Origin of the sequence: Ochrobactrum sp. XJ1 (assembly GCF_024701725.1) — a bacterium.
Lineage (GTDB): Bacteria > Pseudomonadota > Alphaproteobacteria > Rhizobiales > Rhizobiaceae > Brucella > Brucella anthropi.
In genome coordinates this window covers 18,995-42,445 of sequence record NZ_VDGD01000015.1, presented here as the reverse complement: position 1 = coordinate 42,445, position 23,451 = coordinate 18,995, and the positions used below count along the sequence as shown (strand labels likewise).

Here is a 23,451-nt window from a genome sequence, read left to right as displayed (position 1 = left end):
AGCATAAGATGCCAACAACGCTCGACGCCTATATCCCAAGTGACGCTTTTCTGAAACGGCGACGTCTCATCGACCTATCGATGCGTGTGCTGCTCTTCCTGTCCGCCGCTCTCTCGGTGCTCGTCACCGCTGCCATCGTTTACGTGCTTGTCAGCGAGTCCTGGAATTTCTTCACGGAAGTTTCCTTGTGGACGTTCCTGACTGATGCGGAATGGACGCCGGTCTTCGCGCAGCCGCGCTATGGCATTCTGCCACTTCTTACGGCAACCCTCTGGGCCGCCGGAATCGCGATCCTGATCGCAATTCCGTTGGGAACGAGCCTTGCAGTGTATCTCAGTGAATATGCGCGCCCGGCCGTACGTGAGACCGTCAAACCGGTACTCGAATTGCTCGGCGGCGTGCCAACAGTCGTCTTCGGTTACTTCGCTCTCTTGTTTATTACTCCGCTGCTTCAGACGTTCATTCCCGGCCTGACCGGATTCAACCTCCTGGCTCCGGGCATTGTGCTCGGCATCATGATCATGCCCTACATCGTCTCAATCAGTGAAGACGCCATGCGTGCCGTGCCAGCCTCATTGAGGGAAGGCGCTTACGCTCTTGGCATGACGAGACTGCAGACGTCGTTCAGGGTCATCATTCCCGGTGCGTTCTCGGGCATCACCGCAGCATATCTTCTCGGAATGTCACGGGCTGTAGGCGAGACCATGGTGCTTGCAATCGCCGCAGGACAGAACCCTAACCTGACTGCAGATCCTCGCGAAGGTGCTGCAACGATTACGTCCTACATCGTACAGATGAGCCTGGGCGATCTACCGCATGGCTCGCTGGCGTATCAGACTATCTTCGCCGCAGGCCTCGCACTTTTCGTGCTGACCCTTGTCTTCAACATCATCGGCTTCTTTCTTCGCCGCCGCTTCCGGGAGGCCTACTGATGGCTATCAGCGCAGACAGCCCAATCGTGGCTCTGGACATCGATTCCCAGGCCCGGCTTGTCAATCGGGCACGACGCAACGACTTCATATTCGCCGGCATGGGTCTCGCCATCCTGTTCGTGGTGATGGCTTTTCTGGTCGCGTTGATAGCTGACCTTTTCTACGACGGACTGGGCCGGATCGACTACGCCTTCCTGACCGAGTTTCCGTCACGGCGACCGGCAGACGCCGGCATCCTTTCGGCCTGGGTCGGAACCTGCCTGGTCATGTTTGTCACGGCTCTGCTGGCGATACCGCTTGGCGTCGGCGCCGGTCTCTACCTCGAAGAATACGCGAGGAAGAACTGGATGACCGACGTCATTGAAATTAACGTCACCAATCTCGCGGGTGTACCGTCGATTATCTATGGTCTGCTCGCGCTCGGCTTCTTCGTCTATCTCGCCGATCTTGGCCGGACGGTTCTTGTCGCGGGCATGGTGCTTGCGCTGCTGATCCTGCCGATCGTCATCGTTGCGACGAGAGAGGCTATCCGGGCGATACCGCAGACAATCCGCGAAGGCGCCTTCGGTCTGGGTGCGGACAAGTGGCAGACCATGTGGCACTACATTCTTCCAGCTGCGCGGCCCGGTATCCTTACGGGTGCGATCGTCGGCTTGTCGCGAGCCATTGGGGAAACCGCCCCGATCATCACGATCGGCGCTCTCACCTTCATCGCATTTCTTCCTCCTGCCCCTGTCGATACGAGCTTTCCCTTTATCAACTTCGATTGGCTGAATGCGCCGTTCACCGTGATGCCCATCCAGATGTTCAACTGGATATCGCGGCCCCAGGCAGCGTTTCACATCAATGCCGCCGCGACTGGTGTTGTCCTGATGTTCATGACGCTGGGCATGAATGCCGTCGCCATCTGGATACGCTTCAGGCTTCGACGCAATCTTGGCCTCTAACTGAGATCGGACCAAAAAATGAACGACGTTTCGACTGCCATCAAGCCTGCCAGAGCGGGCCAACAAGCAGGTTCCGCGCGCAACATTCTGATCCATCCCGAACGCCTGCGCGCTGAAGTGAGGGATCTCGATTTCTGGTATGGAGAATTCCACGCGCTCAAGAAGGTCAACCTGCCAATCGCGGAAAAACATGTCACTGCCTTGATCGGCCCGTCAGGTTGCGGGAAGAGCACGCTCTTGCGATCGTTCAACCGTATGCACGATCTGTACCCCGGCAACCGGTACGAGGGCGCGATTGAACTGCTGCCAGAAAAGAAAAACCTGGTAGCCCAAGGCATGGATCCGATCCTGATCCGCTTAAGCATCGGTATGGTGTTTCAGAAGCCAAACCCGTTTCCAAAATCGATCTATGAAAATGTTGCGGCTGGCCTCAAAATCCGTGGCATCACCAAGAAGAGCGTTCTTGATGAGCGGGTTGAGCAAGCTCTCCAGGGGGCCGCGCTCTGGAATGAGGTGAAGGACCGCCTCCACCAGTCAGCTTATGGTCTTTCGGGAGGGCAGCAGCAGCGTTTGTGCATCGCCCGTACCCTCGCTCCCAATCCGGAAATCATCCTCTTCGATGAGCCGACATCTGCCCTCGATCCGATCGCCACCGCGAAAATCGAGGAGCTGATCGCGGAGTTGCGAGACCAGTACACGATCGTCATCGTCACGCACAATATGCAGCAGGCGGCACGTATATCGACCTATACCGCCTACATGCATCTGGGCGAGATGACCGAGTACAACGCGACGAACGAGTTTTTCACAAATCCGCAGAACGAAAAAACGCAACACTACATCACCGGTCGCTTCGGTTGAGGGGGGAAACATGACGATGGATCACACTATCAGGGCTTTTGATGAAGAGCTGCAGGACCTCACCGGACAGGTATCCGATATGGGGCGAATTGCTGCAGCGCTCCTCGACAAATCCGTCAATGCCCTCATCGGCAATGACGCGACGCTCGCAGATGAGGTCGTAAAAGCCGATCTTCAACTCGATGCGATGCAGAGAACCGCTGAGGCGGCGGCCGTGCAAATTATTGCCCGCAGGCAACCCGTCGCTAACGACCTGAGACGGATCGTCGGGGCAATGCGCATGGTTTCCAACCTGGAGCGGGTGGGCGACCTTGCCAAGAATATCGCCAAGCGCGCTGCGATCATGGATACTTCGCTTAACAGGGGCGTTGTCTCCGCCGGCTTCAGCACGTTGGCCGAAGCCGCAAAGACACAGCTGGCAGGTGCGCTCGACGCTTTCCAGAACAACGACGCGAAAATGGCCTCTCAAGTCCGCCTCCAGGACGAGCACATCGATGTGCTTTATAACGGCCTCTTTCGTGAGCTCCTGACTTACATGATGGAAGATCAGCGTTCTATCACCTCGTGCGCTCATCTCCTTTTCTGTGCGAAAAACCTGGAGCGGGTCGGAGATCACGCAACCAATCTGGCTGAAACCGTCGAGTACATCGTTACCGGGGATGATGTTTCAGCTGATCGCCCTCGCGCCGAAACTGTCGTGGCGATGGAGTAATTGCCATGCCGAGTGTCGTTATCATACAGGAAGATATTGGCGTTGGCTCGATCCTGGAAGCAAGCTTCCGTGAGGAAGGTTATATCGCAGGGGTATGTGGACTGGCCGAGCAGTGTGAACGGATGGTTGCGGAAAGACAACCAGATCTCATCGTTGTCGCTTCTGTGAGCCGTGCTACCAATCTGCGCCAGTCATTCACGAAGATGCGAGCCTATGTTGGAAGAAGGCAGTTGGCGATCATTGTACTGGGTGGAGAGACGCTGCCAAAGCCTCTTTTCGATGCCGGCGCTGACGATTATTTGCCGCGGCCCTTCTCCGTCCAAGAACTCCTCGCCCGAAGTAACGCGCTCCTCGAGCGTTCATGCTCGACAGAGACAAGGATATTGAACCATCGTGAGATATCCCTGAATCTTGAGGCGCACAGGGTTTCGCGAAGAGGGCGGGAGATTCATCTTGCCCCGACGGAGTATCGTCTTCTGCAGACGATGCTGACGGAACCGTCGCGGCTATTTGCGCGTCGTGAGATTCTTGAGATGGTATGGAACGATACGAGCCGGGATGAGCGCATCGTCGATGTAAGCATCAAAAGACTGCGGAAGTCGCTGAACATTGGCAGCAAGAAAGACGCGATTCGTACTGTGAGGGGCCGTGGTTACGGCCTGCAGTAGTCTGGCTAGCCCGCAGTGTTCCCGATTGCCTTCAACTGCGACTGAAGGGACATCCTGTCTATCGACTTGATCGGAAGCGCGGTGAAGACGGAAAGCCGATTCGTGAGAGCGCCCGCTGCGCTGCGGAAGGCAGCGAGTCTTTGCAACTCGCTGCCCTTAACAAGCGAGGGATCATCAATGGCCCAGTGAGCCGTGAAGGGCTGACCGGGCCAGGAGGGGCATTGCTCTCCAGTCAGTGTATCGCAAACGGTGAAGACGAAATCCATAGCGATACGGTCAACGCCCCTAAATTCGTCCCAGCTCTTGGGTCGCAGGTCCACAACCGGACAGTCCATCTTCTGAAGCGTCACGAGTGTCATCGGGTGCACTCCCTCTGCCGGGAGATTGCCGGCAGAGAACGCGTTGAATCGCGTCGGGGCCATCTTGCGCAAAATGGCCTCTGCCATGATCGATCTGACCGAATTTGCGCGGCATAAGAAAAGCACATTGAAAACACGCGGTGCCTCATGAGGGGGGGTGACTCCGATCGCAGGAGAGCGGTCTACCAAGGGGGTAAAGTCCGTCGCCAAAAACTCCACCAGCCTCCAGACAAGCTCGGTATTGGGTCGATAGATGATCGTAGTGCCGGCGCGTTGGGTCTGGACCAGTCCGGCGCGCTTCAAAACATTGAGATGAGACGACATCGTATTTTGAGGTATATCGAGCAACCTCCCAATGTCGCCTGACGGCAACCCCTCTGGTGAATGATTCAGAAGAAGGCGCAAAGCATCAAGCCGGGTGATTTGCGCGATGGCTGCAAACGCCTCTAAGAGAGCTAATTTTTCCATAAGTCTGGATATATAGATTTTCGGACTGCCGAGCAAGTTGCAGTTGATAAATCAATCGCAAATAATTCCGTAATTCTAGAAATGTGCAGGTTTGTCATATTTCTGTAGCGCAACTGCCCAATAAGCGTTTGTGTGTTTTGCATCGATGGAGAACCTGATGAAGAAGCTTGTGGCCGCACTGGCGATATCCGTAGCATTTGCAATGCCTGCCCAGGCGGAATTCAAACTCGACGCTCGCTACGCGGATGCGGACGGTGACATGGTCGCCGACATTCCGACTGATGCCACCCAGCTCATCGACCCCGATACGCTGGTATTCGCCTATACCCCGGTTGAAGACCCGGCCGTCTACGCGGATGTCTGGAAAGGCTTCCTCGATCACCTTGCGCAAAAGACCGGCAAGAAGGTTCAGTTCTTCCCGGTGCAGGAAAACGCGGCTCAGATTGAAGCCATGCGCGCCGGTCGCCTGCACGTTTCCGGCTTCAATACCGGCTCCAATCCGATCGCTGTCGCCTGCGCCGGGTTCCGGCCGTTCGCGATGATGGCTTCCAAGGACGGCACCTTCGGCTACGAGATGGAAATCATTACCTATCCAGGCTCAGGTGTTGAGAAGATCGAGGATGTGAAAGGCAAGCAACTTGCTTTCACATCTGAAACTTCGAATTCCGGCTTCAAGGCACCCTCAGCGCTGCTGAAGGCCGAATACAAGCTCGCAGCCGGTGCCGACTTCGAACCCGTCTTTTCCGGAAAGCATGATAATTCTATCCTGGGTGTCGCAAACAAGGACTATCCTGCGGCGGCTGTTGCAAACTCGGTGATGAAGCGCATGGTCGCCCGCGATGTCGTAAAGGCGGATCAGATCGTCTCCATTTACAAGTCGCAGACCTTCCCGACCACCGGATATGGCGTGTCTCACAACCTGACCCCGGAACTGCAGGAAAAGATCAAGGACGCGTTCTTCACGTTTAACTGGGAAGGCTCCGCCCTGCTGAAGGAATTCCAGACCTCCGAGCCGCCTCAGGAGGCCTTCATTCCGATCACCTTCAAGGAGCATTGGGCAGTCATTCGCCAGATCGATGAAGCCAATGGCGTCACCTACGCGTGCAAATAAAGACGCGTGAACATAGGCGCCGGGGCGTTCGCGGCCCGGCGCTTACTCATGTTTTAAAGGCGGAGAACGACAATGCTCAGGATCACGGGGCTCACCAAAACCTACAAGACCGGCGACAAGGCGCTCAACGGGATCACATTGGAAATCCCTGCCGGCCAGGTGGTGGGTTTGATCGGTCCCTCGGGAGCCGGCAAATCCAGTCTCATCCGCTGCGTAAATCGACTGATCGAACCCACGTCTGGCAAGATATTTCTTGGCGAGCGCGACGTGACCGCGCTGTCGCGGTCCGATCTCAGGGTCGCGCGGCGCCGTATCGGCATGATCTTCCAGGAGTATGCGCTAGTCGAGCGGTTGACCGTGATGGAAAACGTCCTGTCCGGTCGGCTTGGCTACGTGCCGTTCTGGCGCAGCTTCCTGCGCCGCTACCCAGCAGACTACGTGCAGAACGCATTCGCGCTTCTTGACCGGGTTGGTTTGACGGCCCATGCCGACAAACGCGCTGACGCTCTTTCAGGCGGTCAGCGACAGCGCGTCGGTATCGCGCGAGCGCTGGAGCAAGACCCTGAACTGCTTCTGGTCGATGAGCCGACCGCTTCGCTCGACCCTAAAACCTCGCGGCAAATCATGAGGCTGATTGTGGAGATCTGCAGGGAACGAAACCTGCCGGCGGTCATCAATATCCATGACGTCCTGTTGGCGCAGGCCTTCGTTCAACGGATCATCGGCCTGCGTGCCGGCGAGGTAGTCTTCGACGGTACGCCCGATCAACTCGACACAGCTGCACTTACCAGCATCTACGGTGAAGAGGACTGGGTTGCCATGCAAAAGCAAGCCCAGGATGATGCCGAGGAAGAGCGTCTCGCCGTTATTGAACGAGAACGGGCGGACGAGCGCATGGCAGGAGCCTTGTGATGGCCGGGGTACTCTCGACGAGCTATCCTTCGATGTGGCGGCGGCCACCACTGTTCATCAGGTCCGCGGCTTTGCGCTTGCTGGTTTATGGGGGCGCGCTGATTTATATCATCGTTGCCGTTGCGACCATCGAAGTAAACTGGGCGCGTGCCTACGAAGGGCTCGATCGTGGCTGGCGTTTCCTGCAAGGCTTTCTGGTCCCAGACTTTACCACGCGCTGGCGTGACATCGCGAAGGGGCTTGAAGAGAGCCTGACGATGACTTTGACCTCGACAATCGTTGGTATCCTCGTTTCCATCCCGATTGGCATCGGAGGGGCGCGTAATCTTGCGCCAGCGCCCGTCTACTACGCGTGCCGTTCCATCATTGCCATTTCGCGTGCCTTCCAGGAGATCATCATTGCGATCCTGCTCGTTGCAATGTTTGGTTTCGGCCCATTCGCGGGCTTCCTGACGCTCACCTTCGCAACGATCGGTTTCATCGCGAAGCTCCTCGCTGAGGCTATCGAAGAAATCGATGAAAAGCAGGCAGAGGCCATCCGTGCCACCGGCGCTTCGTGGCTGCAACTTGTCAACTATGCGGTTCAACCTCAGGTGATGCCGCGGCTGATCGGACTTTCGCTCTACCGGTTTGACATCAATTTCCGTGAATCGGCCGTCATCGGCATCGTCGGAGCAGGGGGTATCGGTGCAACGCTCAACACGTCAATTGACCGATACGAGTACGACAGCGCGGGTGCTGTGCTGATCCTCATTATCGTCATCGTCATGCTCGCCGAATACGGCTCGAGCCTCATTCGCAAGTGTGTTCAATAATGCCAGTTTCACATTCCCTTGATGGCAACAGGAATTGGCGTAAGCTGACACCCGGCCGTGAGCTCTTCCAGTGGATCGCCTGGTTGCTACTTGTCGCCTTTTGCGTATTCTGCTGGCAGATCATGACCAAAGATACAATTTGGGCGTTTATCTACGATGCGCCCCGGCAAGGCGGTGACATTCTAAGCCGCGCCTTTCCACCTCGCCTGTTCTATGTGAGCGAGCTCATCACTCCGCTTTGGGACACGCTTAATATGGCAACGCTGGGGACGCTTGCTGGCACTGTTCTGGCGGTGCCTATAGCTTTCCTTGCCGCTCGCAACACCACGCCCTGCCTGTTTGTCCTTCGGCCGATCGCACTTTTCCTGATCGTGGCATCGCGCTCCATCAACTCGCTGATCTGGGCATTGCTTCTCGTCTCGATCCTGGGGCCTGGACTGCTTGCCGGCATCATTGCGATCGCGCTGCGGTCAATTGGCTTTGTCGGCAAGCTCCTATACGAGACGATTGAGGAGATTGACCAGAAACAGGTCGAAGCCGTCTCATCTACCGGGGCGAGCCGCATGCAGGTAATCGACTACGCGATTGTGCCGCAGGTCCTGCCTTCGTTCCTGGGAATTACCGTATTTCGTTGGGATATCAATATAAGGGAATCAGCGATCCTTGGCCTGGTGGGTGCAGGGGGGCTCGGCCTCAAGTTGCAGTCCTCTCTGAACATGTTGGCGTGGCCCCAGGTGACAACGATTTTCATCGTCATTCTGGCCACGGTCATTCTGGCCGAATGCGTCTCGGCCGCTGTACGCAAGGCGCTCGTGTGAGCTTGACATACCGGGATTTCGGCCTCGCAGCGCGACCACTAGCATCGTTGCGGTTTGGTTTCGAGCAGTCCTGATGGAAAGGCCGGAGTAGGGCACCATTGAACAAACGTGTTGACTTCGTCCATAATTCCAGTAATCTGGATATATGGAACAAGAACAGGCAATTCTCGCGCTTGCAGCGCTCGCTCAACCAACCCGTCTTGAGACTTTTCGGCTGCTTGTTAAGCATGCGCCGGAAGGGCTGCCGGCAGGCGACATAGCGCGTGCGCTCGTAGTGCCACAAAACACTATGTCGGCGCATTTGAACATTCTGTCGCGGGCAGGGCTCGTGTCCTCGCAACGGCACAGCAGAATCATCATGTATCGCGCCGAGATTGAACAGCTTCGTGACATGACGCTGTTTCTCCTGAAAGATTGCTGCGGTGGATCGGCGGAACTGTGCGCCCCACTTATCGCCGAGCTTACGCCTTGCTGTATACCGGTTCCGCAGGAAAGTCCGGCATGAGCGCGCTCACGGTAGAACGATTGAGCGGGAGCGACCTCGATCTCAAAAAAGCACTCTCGGGCGCCGATCTTCCGACGGATGACGTCGAGGACGAGGGGCGGACCTTCTTCAGGATTGTGGACGACAACGACAGGACTGTCGCCTTCGCAGGTCTTGAAGCATGCGAAGGCGACCATCTTCTGAGATCAGTAGTCGTGCTGCCGGGTCAAAGAGGAAAGGGTGCAGGACGTGCAGCAGTGGAGGCGGTTCTGGCGCACGTCGAGCCAGGCAGCGATGTTTTCCTTGTGACCACGAGTGCATCGCCATTCTTTGAGCGCCTCGGGTTCATTGAGGTTCAACGCGACAATCTGCCAGCCGCAGTGCTCGCGACACGGCAGCTTTCCTCTCTCTGCCCATCATCGGCGACCATCATGAAGCTTACCCGACCCCCAACCTAACTACGGATCACAGATATGACCGAAAAGACCTATAACGTGCTCTTCCTGTGCACGGGCAATTCCGCACGTTCCATTCTTGCCGAAGCCATCCTCAACAAGGACGGCGACGGTCGTTTCATGGCTTATTCGGCCGGAAGTCAGCCCAAGGGCGAAGTCAATCCGCACGCGCTCAAAGAACTCGCAGCGCTTGGGTATGCTTCAACAGGCTTCTCGTCCAAGAGCTGGGACGTGTTCGCTGAACCGGGTGCGCCACAGATGGATTTCATCTTTACCGTTTGTGACAGTGCAGCGGGTGAAGCCTGCCCGGTATGGATCGGTCACCCGATGACAGCCCATTGGGGTGTCGAGGATCCGGCAGCCGTGACCGGAACCGAAGTAGAGGTCCAGCGGGCATTCGCGCAGGCCGCGCGGTTCCTGAAGAACCGTATCAACGCATTCCTCAGCCTCCCACTCGCGTCGATCGATCGTATGGCGCTGCAAACACGGCTGCGGCAGATTGGCAGGATGGAGGGGGCCACCGGTGTTCAAGAGGTAACTAATTAATACCAGATGACGGATGCGACCGAGTAAAGAAACGGGCGACGTTATCTCGTCGGCGCCTCGGTCTCCGTACTCTTTCTCCAGTCAAGCGAAACGGTGTAAGTTGAATGAACAAATCTTGGGACGTTATCATCTACCACAACCCGGAATGCGGGACCTCACGCAACACACTCGCGATGATCCGCAACGCCGGCATCGAACCCCATGTGGTCGAGTATCTCAAAACCCCGCCATCGCGCGCTTTGCTGGAGCAGCTGATCGACAGGATGGGACTTTCCCCGCGCGACCTCCTTCGCGAAAAGGGAACACCGTTCTCCGACCTCGGTCTGGGCGACACATCTTTGTCCGATGAGCAACTGGTCGATGCAATGATGGAACATCCCATCCTGATCAACCGCCCGATCGTCGTCGCTCCGATGGGTGTGAAGCTGTGCCGTCCATCGGAAGTAGTGCTGGATATTCTTCCAGCTGGCCAGCAGGCTGCGTTTACCAAGGAAGATGGCGAGGTCGTCGTCGACCGGACTGGACGTCGCGTCGTCTAGTGCAAGACATTCAAGCCGAACTCGTGTAGCCGCAGTGTTAATGGCAAGGCTGCGGACGATGATTATCTGCCAAGGAGAACGCCAATGCGTCCCGAAGAACCAACACTACGCCTGTCGTTCCTCGACCGCTACCTGACCGTCTGGATTTTTGCCGCCATGGCATTGGGGGTACTGCTCGGTACTGTCTTTACCGGCCTGCCTGCAGCGCTCGACAGCCTGTCCGTTGGCACCACCAATGTTCCGATTGCCATCGGCCTCATCCTGATGATGTATCCGCCTCTGGCAAAAGTGCGCTTCGAGGAACTGCCGCAAGTGTTTGCCGATAAGCGGGTTCTGGCGATTTCGCTCCTGCAAAACTGGATCATCGGTCCGGTGTTGATGTTTGCGCTGGCGGTCATTTTTCTGCGGGATTATCCTGAATATATGACGGGCCTGATCCTGATCGGCCTTGCCCGCTGCATCGCCATGGTTCTGGTCTGGAACCAGCTTGCAAAAGGTGACAACCAGTATGTTGCTGGTCTTGTAGCCTTCAACTCCATCTTCCAGATTCTGTTCTTTAGCGTCTATGCCTGGTTTTTCCTCAGCGTCCTGCCGCCGCTGTTTGGATTGGAAGGCAGCGTCATCGATGTTTCTTTCTGGACGATTGCGGAAGCCGTGTTGATCTATCTCGGCATCCCGTTTCTTGCGGGCTATCTGTCGCGCCGTATTCTGACCGCGACCAAGGGACGTGACTGGTATGAGACTGTCTTTCTGCCGAAAATCAGCCCGATCACGCTTGCCGCACTGCTGTTCACCATTGTCGCCATGTTCAGCCTCAAGGGCGGGGATGTCTTGCGCCTGCCGGGTGATGTGGTGATGATCGCCATTCCGCTGACGATCTACTTCCTCATCATGTTCCTTGTCAGCTTCTGGATGGCGAAGTCTGTTGGAACCGACTATCCTCGCACCACGGCGGTGGCTTTCACAGCGGCTGGTAACAACTTCGAGCTTGCCATTGCGGTTGCCATTGCCGCCTTCGGGTTGGCATCTCCGGTAGCATTTGCCGCGGTGATTGGCCCCCTGGTCGAAGTTCCGGTGCTGATTTTGCTAGTGCAGATGGCACTCTGGATGGGCCGCAAGTATTTTACCAAGTCGGCCGGAAACCCGGCTGCGTAAAAAGTAAGGAAGCGCAATGTCTTCGGACATTTTCGATGTCGTCGTGATCGGTGCGGGCCAGGCTGGCCTCGCATCGGCTTACTATCTGCGGCGTGCCGGCGTCAGCTTCGTGATCCTTGATGCTGAAGAAGGACCCGGTGGTGCATGGCGACATGCGTGGAATTCACTCCATCTGTTTTCACCGGCATCCTTCAGTTCGCTTCCGGGATGGATGATGCCGGCGAAGACCGAGGCGACCTATCCCGCCAGAGGTGAAGTGCTGGATTACCTGGCCCGATATGAGGAGCGCTATCAGTTCCCGATTGAGCGACCGGTTGTGGTCCAGTCCGTCAGAAACGTCGATGGCGGGCTTGAGGTGATAGGTGAAGACAAAACTTGGCACGCCCGTAGCGTTTTGAGCGCCACCGGCACATGGGGCCATCCGTTCGTTCCCGGTTATCCGGGGCGCGAGATATTTCAAGGTCGCCAGCTTCACTCAGCCCATTATGTGGATGCTGACGCCTTTGCCGGCCAGCGGGTCGCCATTGTGGGCGGGGGCAATTCCGGGGCACAGATATTGGCAGAAGTATCAAAAGTCGCCGAAACCATCTGGGTCACGCCTCAAGCGCCGGTTTTCCTTCCCGATGATGTCGACGGACACGTGCTATTCCAGCGCGCCACCGCACGGGTGCTTGGCGGGGCGAGTGGCCCAGAAATTGGCAGCCTTGGCGACATTGTCATGGTTCCCCCGGTAAAGGACGCACGGGATCGCGGCGTGCTGGGTTCCGTGCGGCCGTTCTCACGCTTTGATCGGGATGGCGTCGTCTGGCAGGACGGGACCAGAAGCGATATTGACGCCGTCATATGGTGCACCGGATTTCGCCCAGCGCTGGATCATCTCCAGGATCTCGGCGTCATTACAGGGGACGGCAGGGTTGATGTGGATGAGGGGCGCTCGATCAAGCAGCCACGCCTTTGGCTTACCGGTTATGGGAACTGGACTGGGGCCGCCTCGGCGACGCTTCTGGGTTCAGGCCGGACGGCCCGCGAGTTGATCCCGAGACTTGTCGCGGCACTGTAAGCGCGCAATTCCAAGGAAGGCGACAACTGCACAGGCGCCAAGCGCCGTTGTAATGGTGAGCGACCACATTGTGCCGATATGGGCGATGGCAAACGCTAGCGCAAAGGGTGCGGTGGCTGACAGTATCAACCGTGCGGCCATGACCTTGCCTTGAAGCCTGCCATAGCCATCGCTGCCAAACAGCATCAGCGGTAAAGTACCGGTGACGATGCTGAAAAGACCGCTGCCCAAACCAAAGACAACTGCAAAAGCCATGGCTCCTGCTACCGACGGAGCGCTGAGGATCAGGATCAGTATGCCGCCGGGGATCAATGTGGCGGCAATCGTTGCCAAAGCCAGCGGCGGCAGGTTGCCGCCAAGCACCATATTGGTGAACCGGCTCAGTACCTGCGACGGACCAAACAGCGTGCCGACAATGGCGGCGGTGGCTCCAAGGCCAAGACCCGACAACAGCGGCACCATATGCACCAGGATCGCCGCACTGACGAGAGATTGCAGCGAGAATCCCACCACCATCAACTTGAAACCGAACTGCCGGACATCCGGGCTCAGACTTCCCTCGACGATCTGCGCCGTGCCGTTTTGTGCCTCTGCTTTACCCTTGGCAAGTCCATAAGACAGCCAGGCGTGGAGCGGCAGGCAGACGAGCAAATTGAGCCCGGCAAACACCAGGTAGACGTTCTGCCACGACAAGTTGGCGTGCAATGCTGTGGTGAAAGGCCAGAAGATTGTCGAGGCGAAGCCGGCAATCAAGGTCAGGTAGGTGATGCTGCGCTGGGCGGTGTGGGGGCTTGCCTGTACCAGCAGCGCAAAGGCGGCCCCATATTGAACCAGATTGGCGGCGATCTCGATCACGATCAGGGCGGCGACAAAGCCGGTCTTACCCGGCGCATAGGCACAGGCGATCAAGGCTACCGCAGCAATTGCGGAGCCGGTCGTCATCACCCGTCCTGCGCCAAAATGATCAATGGCATGGCCGAGCCAGGGCGCAGTCAAGCCGCCCAAAAGGAGAGCCGCGGAAAGTGCTGCGAAAATCCACTCTGTCGACCAGTTCAGATCTCGCGCCATATCAGGCGCAAGGATGCTGAAGCTGTAATAAAGGGTTCCATAGCCGATGATCTGGGTGAGGCCCAGGGCAAGGATAGTGCCGACGGGCGGGCGCTCGCTCATATCGACTTCAGATCCACGCGCTGTTCAAGCTTTGCGGCCTCTTCCTTCCGTTCGCTGTAACGGTCTGTCAGGTAGTCGGAGGCATCGCGGGTCAGCAGTGTGAATTTGACCAGTTCCTCGCAGACATCGACGACGCGATCATAATAGGCCGAGGGCTTCATGCGGCCATCGGCGTCGAATTCCTGCCATGCCTTGGCGACGGACGACTGGTTCGGAATCGTGATCATCCGCATCCAGCGACCGAGAATGCGCAGTTGATTGACAGCATTGAACGACTGCGAGCCGCCGGAGACCTGCATGACGGCCAAGGTTTTGCCCTGCGTAGGTCGCACGGAACCGGTCGTGAGGGGAATCCAGTCAATCTGCGCCTTCATGATGCCGGTCATCGCACCGTGCCGCTCGGGGCTGACCCAGACATGGCCTTCCGACCAGAGAGAAAGGTCGCGTAATTCTTGAACCTTGGGATTGATGTCTGGCGCTCCATCAGGAAGAGGAAGACCTTCGGGATTGAATATCCGAACCTCGCATCCGAGGTGCGCGAGAAGCCGTGCAGCTTCTTCCGCCAGAAGGCGACTGAACGAAATCTTCCGTAGCGATCCATAAAGGATCAGTATCCGGGGCTTGTGCTGCGAATAAGCCGGGCGAAGCGCATCAAGGTTGGGCTGGCGAATGAGATCATCTGAGGCGGCTGGCAGATCGGCCATTGGGGCTACTCCGTATTGTAGGATTAAGACATTTGCGTTCCGAGGCTGTTAAGGATCTGACACGGCCAGTTCGGAAGGCGCGCAACCGGCGTCAGATTGACCAGAACAACAGTTTTCCATCAGGAAACGGACCAAGCCGTTGAGCGTCTCGAAATTCGCGCTGTAGACGATGGAGCGTGATTCTCGCTGAGCACTAATCAGGCCAGCATGTTCCAGTTCTTTGAGATGAAAGGAAATGTTGGAAGGCGAAACGTTCACAGTTTCCGCAATCGTACCCGCCGCCAATCCGCTCGGGCCGGCGATGACCAGCTTACGAATGACCTGTAGTCGTGTTTGCTGTGAGAGCGCGCCAAATGCATCCAGGACTTGCCGCTCGTTCATAATATCAATCCTCGTTAAATGCTTGGAGGTGCCGAGAGATACAAGGCGTCAGCGCCTGCCCGAGCGCTTCAAGCCACAAGTTAGTTTGAGATTTCTATGAATATTGAAATTATGGAGTATTTTTGGTCACGTCAAGGCATCTTGTTATTGCTATCTCGATCTTTGTTGTCACCCTATTTTAAGCTATCGAAGCTCGATGGTGCATCTAGGCACCTAGTTGCACGCATTCAAGATTCCTTCAAATGGAATATACGCCAGCTTGTGATAGCCCAACAGTTCCATAAGCATGGATACGCCGGACGGAATTTAGGTGTGGAGCGAGATCGGATTGCGTGCCGGCGGTTCGTATTGGTTCAAGATATTGTAATTCTCACACTCGGTAATGTGACTGCATCAGCAGCCACAGGAAAATGCACATCGCTCGCTTTGATTACAGGATTAGAAAAGCGTGAACCAACTCGACTTGGAATAGCGACTCAGCTTTGATGACTTCGGGCAAATCATTGGGGCTGGGAATGTCAAAGATCACAGTAAACTCGCGACACTTAAAATCGATCAGAGCAGGTAAGCTTCAGGCAAAATATAGCGCGGATGGCTCACGAATACTAAGATACTTTATCGACTTTTGGCATGATGGGCTTAGCACGCATAAGGATTTAAGTGCTCCAGAGCTTTATCTGCTCCAAGGAAAAGTGGATGCGCTTATCGCTTCATGGGATAAGAAATACGATTTACACTTGGCTAAGTCACAGGTTCTAGCCGGTAAAGATGCTGCGGACGCAGCCACAATTGATGCGCAGAGCAATCTTGAACGGCTCGGCTCCATTTTAGCGCATACGCTGAAGGTCGATGACCGTGTGGATTGGGGAGCACTTAAGAAAAAGGGCAATTATCCAAGAAAGCGCTTCACAGATCCTGCACCTCGCCAGTCTTTGATTGATCGGCCAGTTGAAAGACAGCCCGTTATCTCAATTTGGGATCGGATTTTCGGACAGGCTAAGAAAAAGATTGCGGCGGTAAACGAAACCAACCGATCAGCGTTAGATTGTTGGCAAGCGCGTGTCGCTGAGAATGATGTTCAACATCAAGTGGCAGTGAAAAATTGGGAAGCAACACAATCAGCCTTTGAAGCCACAGAGACAAAACTAGAAGCAACATTCAAGGCGGAGCAGGCCAGCCACAATGCGAAGGTCGACGCGCTCGCAGCAGGGGTGATTGCTGGTGAACCGGATTCTGTTATCGAGCATGCATCGCTCGTATTAGAGCGCTCAAATTACGCGGATTTATTCGAAAAGTCGTTCCAGATGGAATATCAAGCGGAAGGAAAAGTGCTCCTGCTTGAATATTCACTCCCTTCCCCCGACGAAATGCCGACATTAAAGCAGGTCCGGTTTGTTGCAAGCACCGGTGAGATGAAAGAAACGCACATCTCTGATCGTGAGAAGAAGGCAAACTTTGACCTAGTTTGCTATCAAATTTGCCTGCGCACTATTCACGAATTGTTTGAAGCCGACGAAGCTCACAACATTGAACAGATCCTGTTCAATGGCACTACCAGCTACATTGATCGCAGTAGCGGACAAGACGTTACATCCTGCATCATGTCTGTTCTCGTAGAGCGCGAGAGATTTATGAGCATCGACCTCAATCGCATTGAGCCAAAAGCTTGTTTTAAAAGCCTCAAAGGTGTGTCCGCTGCTTCCCTGTCTTCATTGGCAGCAATACCGCCAGTGATAGAGATGAGCAAAGAGGACCGCAGGTTTGTGGACGGTCGCGCAACGATAGATGCGCTAGACAATGCTACAAACCTTGCGGCGATGGATTGGGGAGATTTTGAGCACTTGGTTCGCGAGTTGTTTGAAAAAGAGTTCGCATCACGCGGCGGAGAAGTTAAGGTTACTCAATCAAGCAGCGACGGCGGCGTGGATGCAGTTGCCTTTGATCCTGACCCAATAACTGGTGGTAAAATAGTTATTCAGGCGAAGCGTTACACCAGAACCGTTGGCGTTTCAGCAGTTCGTGACCTGTTCGGAACCATGCAGCATGAAGGTGCTTCACGAGGTGTGTTGATTACCACGGCTGATTATGGGCCCGATGCGTACAAATTTTCATCCGGCAAACCAATCACCCTGTTCACTGGCTCTAACCTGCTGCACCTTCTCGAAAAACATGGCTATAATGCCAAAATCGATCTTCGAGAAGCACGGGAGACTTTGAGGAGTTAACTGTAAGCGGGTAGGCTACCCCACGTATCTTTCGTCGGTGTGATGGGCGATTTTCTGCATGAATCATGCGGAGAATCCTATGAGCGACACTGTGAATCAGGCCCGGACATTCGAGGTTTTGACGGCGGAACCTGTGCGAAGCCGACGGCGGCCGCGTGACTGGTCGGATGACGAGAAGGCGCGGATTGTGGCTGCGTCGTTGCAGCCCGGGGCCAACGTCTCGGCGGTTGCACGGTCTGAAGGTCTGGATCCCTCGCAGCTTTATGGATGGCGTCGTAAGGCGCTTGCGTCTGGTGTTGTTTCACCAGTAACAGCGGGAACGGCCAGTCCGGCCAGATTTGCACGTGTTGAAACGACGTGTAGCGCTTCGATCGATATTGTTGTCGCCGATATGGTAGTTCGCGTCGGTTCAGCCTTCGATCCGGATCACCTGGTGAAGGTTCTGAGGGCGGCTCGCAAGGCATGATTTCCAGCGGTGTGGTTGTTTATGTGTCCTGTCAGCCCGTCGACTTCCGCAAGGGAGCCGCTTCCCTGATGGCAGTTGTCCGTGATGGCGGTCTCGACCCTTTCAATGGCGCGCTTTATGTCTTCCGGTCAAAACGTGCCGACCGGGTCCGGATTGTGTGGTGGGATGGAAGTGGCGTTTGCCTTTATTCGAAAACGCTTGAGGACCGTGGCTTTTGCTGGCCGGGCCTGTCAGTTGCGAGGATACGTCTGGACCATTCTCAGCTCATGGCTTTGTTGGCCGGAATGGACTGGAAAAAGATCCGCCCGAACAGGACAAGACGCCCTTTGCTGACGGGGTGATAGCGCCTGCGGCAAGATGATTCATGATGCTGTAATGGTTGGGAAAACGGCCGCTTTTATGCTCTACTCAGCCTCATGGATTTACCGCTTCACGATCTGCCGGATGACGTTGACGCACTGAAAGCTATGGTGCTCGCAATGGCACGTGAGCAGGCTGAAAAGGAAGCCCGGTTGAAGGCTGCTGAAGCTGAGATTGCCCGGCTGGAGGCAGTGGAGAAGAGCGCCAACGAACGGATTGCCAACCTGACATCCATCATGAAGGTTTTGCAGCGCACCCAGCACGGCCGGCGCTCTGAACGATTACGCCTTGGTGTTAGCGATGAACAGGTATCGTTTGCTTTCGAGGAAGTGGAAACCGGTCTCTCGGCGATCCAGAGCGAACTTGACGATGCGGCCAGGGGCAAGCCGAAACGGGCATCACGTCCGCGCAAGGGCTTTGCCGCTCATCTCGAACGCATTGAGGAAGTCATCGAACCGGAGATTCCAGCTGGTTGCGAGGGGCTGGAAAAGGTCCTGATCGGCGAGGATCGCTCGGAATGCCTGGACGTCGTGCCCCCGAAGTTCCGGGTTATCGTGACACGTCGCCCCAAATATGCATTCCGGAACCATGATGGTGTGGTGCAGGCGCTCGCGCCTGCACATATTATCGAGAGTGGTCTGCCGACAGAGCGCCTGCTCGCCTATATCGCCGTTTCCAAGTACGCCGATGGCCTTCCACTTTACCGTCAGGAAGCAATCTATTTGCGAGATGGCGTCGAGATCAGCCGGAGTTTGATGGCGCAATGGATGGGGCATCTGGGCTTCGAGCTTCAGATATGCGCTGATTATATCCTGGAACGGGTCAAGGAAGGTGAAAGGGTCTTCGCCGATGAGACGACCTTGCCCACTCTGGCTCCCGGTTCGGGAAAAGCCACCAAGGCATGGCTTTGGGCCTATGCACGCGATGATCGCCCCTATGGTGGGAGCAGTCCACCAATGGTGGCCTATCGCTTTGAAGACAGTCGGGGCGCAGAATGCGTGGCGCGGCATCTTGCCGGGTTCAACGGAATCCTGCAGGTGGACGGATATGGCGCCTATACGAGCATGATCAAGGCGCAAGCCAAGGCTGGGCGCAATGAACAGATACAGCTCGCAGGCTGCTGGGCACATCTGCGCCGCAAATTTTACGATCTGCACGTCAGCGGGATCTCGCAGGCTGCAACGGATACGGTCATCGCTATGACCAAATTGTGGAAGATCGAGGATGAGGTTCGCGGCAAGAATGCCGACATCCGCGCCGCGTTCCGTCAGGAACAGTCCGAAACCATTGTCGCCCGCCTCTTCGACCTGTGGGAAAAGGAACTGGGTAAAGTCTCGGGCAAGTCCAAAACCGCCGAGGCGATCCGCTACGCGTTCACCCGGCGCGAGGCCCTGGAGCGCTTCCTCACCGATGGCCGCGTCGAAATCGATAGCAATATTGTCGAGCGTGCGATCAGACCACAGACAATCACGAGGAAAAACAGCCTGTTTGCCGGAAGCGAAGGCGGTGGACGGACCTGGGCTACACTGGCCACGCTTCTCCAGACATGCAAAATGAACAGCGTCGATCCGCTCGACTGGCTATCCCAAACACTAAGCCGCATTGCTCAAGGCTGGCCTGTAACCGAAATCGAAGCCCTTATGCCTTGGAACTTCAAGTCTAACGCTATCGGCTGACCGCTTACAGTTAACTTCTCGAATACTCTGGGTCTTTTCAGTTGGCGACAGCCTCTTGTTATAATTCAGGGGCTCTTTCGGCCGCTGATGCTTTGTGGCAGATATTCTTGACTAGCAATCTGGAAAGGTAGCCGCATCTATCTACAAAAGGCTGGTCGAGCCTATTCTTGCCTCATACTCTAAATCAGAAACCGCCAACCAATCTGACCTGCTGACGCGTATGGGGTGAACCGCAGTGTAAAACGATTGCTGAAAAAATAGCGCCGAATGATCCGAAAGAAGCCTTCGAGCTGATCTGGCAATTTCTTTCGCTTGAAGATTCGATATTTGAACGATCCCATGACGGCAGCGGTACACTGATTGAATGTTTTCATGCAGTATGTGACGATGCCAGACGTATCGCGATGCTGGCAAATATTTCGACGTAGCCTCTGATAGACAAGGTACTCGCGGCTCTTTAGGATAACGGCTATGGTCAAATCGAAGTGGATATTTATGTTGCACAACAATCGGAGGCATCGAAGACGTTTGCATCCCCAGTACGAACCAGCAAAGCAGGAGGACATCATGGGAAAAGTCGATAAAGTCATCTTCTATGCCAATGAAGTCTCACAACCGGACAGTTAGGGTAAGTTGCTTTCGATTGTCTGATAAAAGTCGGCATCCGCAATTCGCTGTGCTGCGAACAGGTTCCCTTCATGGGTCCAATGGCCATCACACGGGATAAAGTGTCTGGTGGTATCTTCGTCATCGATGTTCGCAAGTAAATCAACGTAATCAATGCCAAGCGACGAGGCTAATTTCTCAAGCCTGCTTCTCAAAGGCGGGACTACCTGCTCAGCTTTAAGACGTTGGACGTCTGCTGGGCGCGGGATCGTGACAACTGTGACTGGTCTTTCACCGGCGAGTTTTTTTAACTCTCGGATCCCCTGCGCCATACGCGCATACTGATCGTCGGTGAAATCGTAATAAGCAGAGCCCGTCACTGCGGTTGGTAAAGGCACCCCAATCTCTTTTTGCTGTTGGGACCAATCGAAATAGGTCCGATAATGATAATATGCGCGTGCGGTCATCAGGAACTCTAAGGGCAAGTTTCGACGAAATATTGCCCAGCGTGTTTTTTCTTTAAATTCCCCATCAGGATAAATTATCTCATAGCCCGTATCAGTCGCCGCAAAATATGGGCGCCAGCGTGCTCCCTTCATCAGTTTTGAAGGTGTCGGCGTGTCGTCTGCGAAATCATTGGCTGGCAAAATCAGCCAGACTATCGCATCGTGGTCAAACTGGCTCGCCAATTCACGATAAAGGACGAACGCTTGCGTTGTGCCAAAGCTACCGGCAGTCCCGAAGTTCAAATGCGGAATTCCCGTCTTTTCTTGAAGAATATTTGTAAGACGTTGATGATCGTCCACACCCCAGCCTTCAGCAAAACTATCACCTAAAACGACAACTCTTGGTACATTGGATTGCTTCTGCCTTTCAGTATCCCGCATACCATACTTGTTGGAGCGGTAAGTGACATCGAAACAGGAAGTCAAATGGCGCACTGTAGCATTGGGATTATGCCAAACACCCCAGTGAGGGTTATTATCGGCCCAGAATGGCTTCGCATAATCGACTGAGTAGCTAGGTAGTGACACGTTTATGTAGCCCGCACGCGCCAGAACAATTAGCGATAACTCCAGTAGTACCGCGAAGATGAGAAGATTTAAGAGAACGACTTTCAGGAATTTACCCGCACGTTTAATCAAGTTCATATGCCTCTTTGAACGACGGGTCGGGACGAATACTTTGCATATCCTTGTATAGGATACAGCGCCCGATAACCAATATATCGAGTTCGGTGCCCATGAAGCAGCGAAACGCGTCTTCAGGTGTACACACTATTGGTTCCCCCCTCACGTTAAACGAGGTGTTCACCAGTATCGGGGTAGCAGTAATTTTCTTGAATGAAGACAACAGGGCGTGGAATAATGGGTTCGTCTCTGGATGCACCGTTTGTAATCGCGCGGAGTAATCAACATGAGTCACAGCGGGTATAACTGATCGAGGAATGTTGAGCTTTTCAATCCCGAATAGCTGTTCCTGATCAGCTGTCAGCTCGAGGCGATGTTCTACAAGAACATTGGCCACAAACAGCATGTATGGACTGGGCCCTGTAAAATCAAAAAACTGGGAAACGTCATCTGCCAGAATGGCTGGTGCGAACGGCCTAAAGCTTTCGCGATATTTTATTTTAAGATTGAGATCCCGTTGTACCTTCGAGGACCTCGGATCCGCGATTATAGATCTAGCACCTAAAGATCGCGGCCCAAACTCCATACGACCTTGAAACCATCCGGCGAATTTTCCTTCCGCGAGAAGATTTGCGGTTGTTTCCACGAGTTCTTGATCCGAGGTAACGACTGTGTAAGACGCTCCAACGCTATCTAGGCGTTCCTCAATCTCCGCTTGCGAAAACTCGGGGCCGAGGTACGCTCCTTTCATTGCATCAGTGCCGCTGGGATGTTTCGGTTGCTGAAATTCGTTGTGCCAGACAGCAAGTGCCGCTCCAAGCGAACCTCCTGCATCTCCAGCTGCGGGTTGGACCCAGATGTTCTTAAATTTACCTCGCCGGAGAATTTTTCCATTGGCTACGCAGTTTAATGCGACACCGCCCGCCAGGCAGAGGTTCTCGGAAGGATAGCGCTCCGCAATATAGTCAGTTATGCGCAACAGAATTTCCTCCGTCACCGACTGTATCGATGCAGCCAGGTCCATATGGTCCTGAGTCAGGTTCTCATGTTCAGGAACGCGGCGTTTTACACCAAGCAACCGTTCAAAGGGTTCATCACGCGTCATCGTGAGCCCTCCGATAAAGTTGAAGTAGTCTGGATTCAGGCGAAACGATCCATCTGGTTTCAGATCGATCACGTTGTCCAGGAGATGGTTATGAAAACGAGGGCTGCCATAAGGCGCCAGCCCCATAACCTTATACTCACCGCTATTGACCTTGAACCCGAGATAATAAGTGACAGCAGAATAAAGCAATCCGATTGAGTGAGGAAAATTGATTTCCTGAACAAGCGTGAGATCTGCCCCCATGCCGACGCCAATCGTAGTTGTCGCCCACTCTCCTACACCGTCTACCGTGAGTACTGTGGCGTCATCGAATGGGGCGGGGTAGTACGCACTGGCTGCGTGGCTATAATGATGTTCCGAGAAGCGAATTCGGTCAAATATGTCAACTTCGAAGTGTTCGCTAAATGCCTTTGCTAAGTTTCGCTTTTGGAAAAGCTTGTCCTTCACCCAAATTGGCATAGCTCGAGCAAATGAACGCAATCCATTCGGAGCGATAGCGGCATAGCTTTCAAGTAGCCTTTCAAAGGTAAGAAATGGCTTATCATAGAAAGCGAGAATATCCACTTCCCGGGGTGTAATGCCTGCCTGCTTCAATACGCTTTCAATCGATCTGACGGGAAAAGCTGGGTCATGTTTGATGCGCGTAAATCGCTCTTCCTGAGCGGCAGCTACAATTTCGCCGTCAATGATTAGCGCTGCTGCACTGTCATGGTAGTATGCCGACACTCCAAGTATAATTCGACCCAATTATTCATCCTTCAATCTGCAAAAGAACCCATGACACGA

26 protein-coding genes and 1 pseudogene are annotated in these 23,451 nt (G+C 54.9%); 21 read left to right on the top strand and 6 right to left on the bottom strand.

From position 1 onward, the window contains the following. The first annotated feature begins 8 nt into the window (after positions 1–8). The 5 genes from pstC to FG152_RS22760 are packed head-to-tail and all read left to right on the top strand — an operon-like array spanning position 9 to position 4,120. Positions 9–932 (top strand): phosphate ABC transporter permease subunit PstC, encoded by a 924-nt coding sequence (gene pstC, locus FG152_RS22780; RefSeq protein ID WP_125303202.1) that lies wholly within the window; start codon positions 9–11, stop codon positions 930–932. Beyond that, entirely contained in the window at positions 932–1,879 is a 948-nt protein-coding gene (pstA, locus tag FG152_RS22775; RefSeq protein ID WP_125303199.1) for a phosphate ABC transporter permease PstA, read from the top strand. Before pstC ends, pstA begins: the two co-directional genes overlap by 1 nt. A gap of 18 nt (positions 1,880–1,897) precedes the next feature. Further along, a complete protein-coding gene (gene pstB, locus FG152_RS22770) occupies positions 1,898–2,740 on the top strand; it encodes a phosphate ABC transporter ATP-binding protein PstB (RefSeq protein ID WP_353405324.1) in 843 nt (280 codons plus the stop codon). 10 nt (positions 2,741–2,750) lie between these two features. Then, on the top strand, positions 2,751–3,452 hold the full coding sequence (gene phoU / locus FG152_RS22765; protein WP_125302917.1) for a phosphate signaling complex protein PhoU: 702 nt from the start codon (positions 2,751–2,753) through the stop codon (positions 3,450–3,452). Positions 3,453–3,457: 5 nt separating this feature from the next. Then, positions 3,458–4,120: a winged helix-turn-helix domain-containing protein gene (locus FG152_RS22760; RefSeq protein ID WP_125302915.1), complete on the top strand. Its 663-nt coding sequence runs from the start codon at positions 3,458–3,460 to the stop codon at positions 4,118–4,120. Between the two features lie 5 nt (positions 4,121–4,125). On the opposite strand, the gene FG152_RS22755 is transcribed toward FG152_RS22760, so the two are convergent. Continuing rightward, positions 4,126–4,947 carry a metalloregulator ArsR/SmtB family transcription factor gene (locus FG152_RS22755; RefSeq protein ID WP_125302912.1) on the bottom strand — a complete coding sequence of 274 codons (822 nt, stop codon included), beginning with the start codon at positions 4,945–4,947 and terminating at the stop codon, positions 4,126–4,128. Between the two features lie 157 nt (positions 4,948–5,104). Between FG152_RS22755 and phnD the strand changes: the two genes are divergently transcribed. The 10 genes from phnD to FG152_RS22705 all read left to right on the top strand — a co-directional run bounded on the left by phnD (position 5,105) and on the right by FG152_RS22705 (position 12,842). Then, on the top strand, positions 5,105–6,058 hold the full coding sequence (gene phnD, locus FG152_RS22750; RefSeq protein WP_125302910.1) for a phosphate/phosphite/phosphonate ABC transporter substrate-binding protein: 954 nt from the start codon (positions 5,105–5,107) through the stop codon (positions 6,056–6,058). Between the two features lie 72 nt (positions 6,059–6,130). After that, positions 6,131–6,970 carry a phosphonate ABC transporter ATP-binding protein gene (gene phnC, locus FG152_RS22745; protein WP_125302907.1) on the top strand — a complete coding sequence of 280 codons (840 nt, stop codon included), beginning with the start codon at positions 6,131–6,133 and terminating at the stop codon, positions 6,968–6,970. Next, positions 6,970–7,785 (top strand): phosphonate ABC transporter, permease protein PhnE, encoded by an 816-nt coding sequence (gene phnE / locus FG152_RS22740; protein WP_125302905.1) that lies wholly within the window; start codon positions 6,970–6,972, stop codon positions 7,783–7,785. Before phnC ends, phnE (FG152_RS22740) begins: the two co-directional genes overlap by 1 nt. Next, positions 7,785–8,603: a phosphonate ABC transporter, permease protein PhnE gene (phnE, locus tag FG152_RS22735; RefSeq protein ID WP_125302902.1), complete on the top strand. Its 819-nt coding sequence runs from the start codon at positions 7,785–7,787 to the stop codon at positions 8,601–8,603. The genes phnE (FG152_RS22740) and phnE (FG152_RS22735) overlap by 1 nt, the downstream gene beginning before the upstream one ends. A 145-nt stretch (positions 8,604–8,748) precedes the next feature. Beyond that, complete coding sequence (locus FG152_RS22730; RefSeq protein WP_125302899.1) at positions 8,749–9,108, top strand: ArsR/SmtB family transcription factor; 360 nt, start codon at positions 8,749–8,751, stop codon at positions 9,106–9,108. Then, positions 9,105–9,545, top strand: coding sequence for an arsenic resistance N-acetyltransferase ArsN2 (gene arsN2 / locus FG152_RS22725; protein ID WP_125302897.1), 441 nt, complete (start codon positions 9,105–9,107; stop codon positions 9,543–9,545). The genes FG152_RS22730 and arsN2 overlap by 4 nt, the downstream gene beginning before the upstream one ends. Positions 9,546–9,560: 15 nt before the next feature. Next, positions 9,561–10,088 (top strand): arsenate reductase ArsC, encoded by a 528-nt coding sequence (locus tag FG152_RS22720; protein ID WP_125302894.1) that lies wholly within the window; start codon positions 9,561–9,563, stop codon positions 10,086–10,088. Positions 10,089–10,192: 104 nt separating this feature from the next. Then, positions 10,193–10,627 (top strand): arsenate reductase (glutaredoxin), encoded by a 435-nt coding sequence (gene arsC, locus FG152_RS22715; protein ID WP_125302892.1) that lies wholly within the window; start codon positions 10,193–10,195, stop codon positions 10,625–10,627. Between the two features lie 84 nt (positions 10,628–10,711). Continuing rightward, positions 10,712–11,782, top strand: coding sequence for an ACR3 family arsenite efflux transporter (gene arsB, locus FG152_RS22710; RefSeq protein ID WP_125302889.1), 1,071 nt, complete (start codon positions 10,712–10,714; stop codon positions 11,780–11,782). 16 nt (positions 11,783–11,798) lie between these two features. Further along, the gene (locus tag FG152_RS22705) at positions 11,799–12,842 is read left to right on the top strand and encodes an ArsO family NAD(P)H-dependent flavin-containing monooxygenase (RefSeq protein ID WP_125302887.1); all 1,044 of its coding nucleotides are present in this window, start codon (positions 11,799–11,801) and stop codon (positions 12,840–12,842) included. Here the strand turns inward: FG152_RS22705 and arsK are convergent. The 3 genes from arsK to FG152_RS22690 are packed head-to-tail and all read right to left on the bottom strand — an operon-like array spanning position 12,792 to position 15,097. Beyond that, positions 12,792–14,012: an arsenite efflux MFS transporter ArsK gene (gene arsK, locus FG152_RS22700; RefSeq protein WP_125302884.1), complete on the bottom strand. Its 1,221-nt coding sequence runs from the start codon at positions 14,010–14,012 to the stop codon at positions 12,792–12,794. The genes FG152_RS22705 and arsK overlap by 51 nt on opposite strands. Beyond that, positions 14,009–14,716 (bottom strand): arsenical resistance protein ArsH, encoded by a 708-nt coding sequence (gene arsH / locus FG152_RS22695; RefSeq protein ID WP_125302882.1) that lies wholly within the window; start codon positions 14,714–14,716, stop codon positions 14,009–14,011. Before arsH ends, arsK begins: the two co-directional genes overlap by 4 nt. 48 nt (positions 14,717–14,764) lie before the next feature. Continuing rightward, positions 14,765–15,097, bottom strand: a complete 333-nt coding sequence (locus FG152_RS22690; protein WP_094574624.1) for an ArsR/SmtB family transcription factor — start codon at positions 15,095–15,097, stop codon at positions 14,765–14,767. Between the two features lie 96 nt (positions 15,098–15,193). Between FG152_RS22690 and FG152_RS22685 the strand changes: the two genes are divergently transcribed. From FG152_RS22685 to FG152_RS22660, 6 genes and pseudogenes are all read left to right on the top strand, one after another. Next, positions 15,194–15,583: a hypothetical protein gene (locus FG152_RS22685; protein WP_256886323.1), complete on the top strand. Its 390-nt coding sequence runs from the start codon at positions 15,194–15,196 to the stop codon at positions 15,581–15,583. A gap of 29 nt (positions 15,584–15,612) precedes the next feature. Next, entirely contained in the window at positions 15,613–17,322 is a 1,710-nt protein-coding gene (locus FG152_RS22680) for a restriction endonuclease (protein ID WP_256886322.1), read from the top strand. Positions 17,323–17,401: 79 nt separating this feature from the next. After that, positions 17,402–17,788 carry a transposase gene (locus FG152_RS22675; RefSeq protein WP_105541262.1) on the top strand — a complete coding sequence of 129 codons (387 nt, stop codon included), beginning with the start codon at positions 17,402–17,404 and terminating at the stop codon, positions 17,786–17,788. Beyond that, positions 17,785–18,129: an IS66 family insertion sequence element accessory protein TnpB gene (gene tnpB, locus FG152_RS22670; RefSeq protein WP_100649048.1), complete on the top strand. Its 345-nt coding sequence runs from the start codon at positions 17,785–17,787 to the stop codon at positions 18,127–18,129. Before FG152_RS22675 ends, tnpB begins: the two co-directional genes overlap by 4 nt. 75 nt (positions 18,130–18,204) lie before the next feature. After that, a complete protein-coding gene (gene tnpC, locus FG152_RS22665; protein ID WP_256886320.1) occupies positions 18,205–19,824 on the top strand; it encodes an IS66 family transposase in 1,620 nt (539 codons plus the stop codon). Between the two features lie 227 nt (positions 19,825–20,051). Further along, positions 20,052–20,249 (top strand): annotated as a pseudogene (locus tag FG152_RS22660) (DUF6880 family protein); the annotation flags it as partial. A 198-nt stretch (positions 20,250–20,447) separates the two neighbouring features. On the opposite strand, the gene FG152_RS22655 reads toward FG152_RS22660, so the two are convergent. Further along, positions 20,448–21,581, bottom strand: coding sequence for a GDSL-type esterase/lipase family protein (locus tag FG152_RS22655; RefSeq protein ID WP_125303319.1), 1,134 nt, complete (start codon positions 21,579–21,581; stop codon positions 20,448–20,450). Continuing rightward, positions 21,568–23,412, bottom strand: coding sequence for a carbamoyltransferase family protein (locus FG152_RS22650; RefSeq protein WP_125303316.1), 1,845 nt, complete (start codon positions 23,410–23,412; stop codon positions 21,568–21,570). Before FG152_RS22650 ends, FG152_RS22655 begins: the two co-directional genes overlap by 14 nt. Positions 23,413–23,451: the final 39 nt, after the last annotated feature.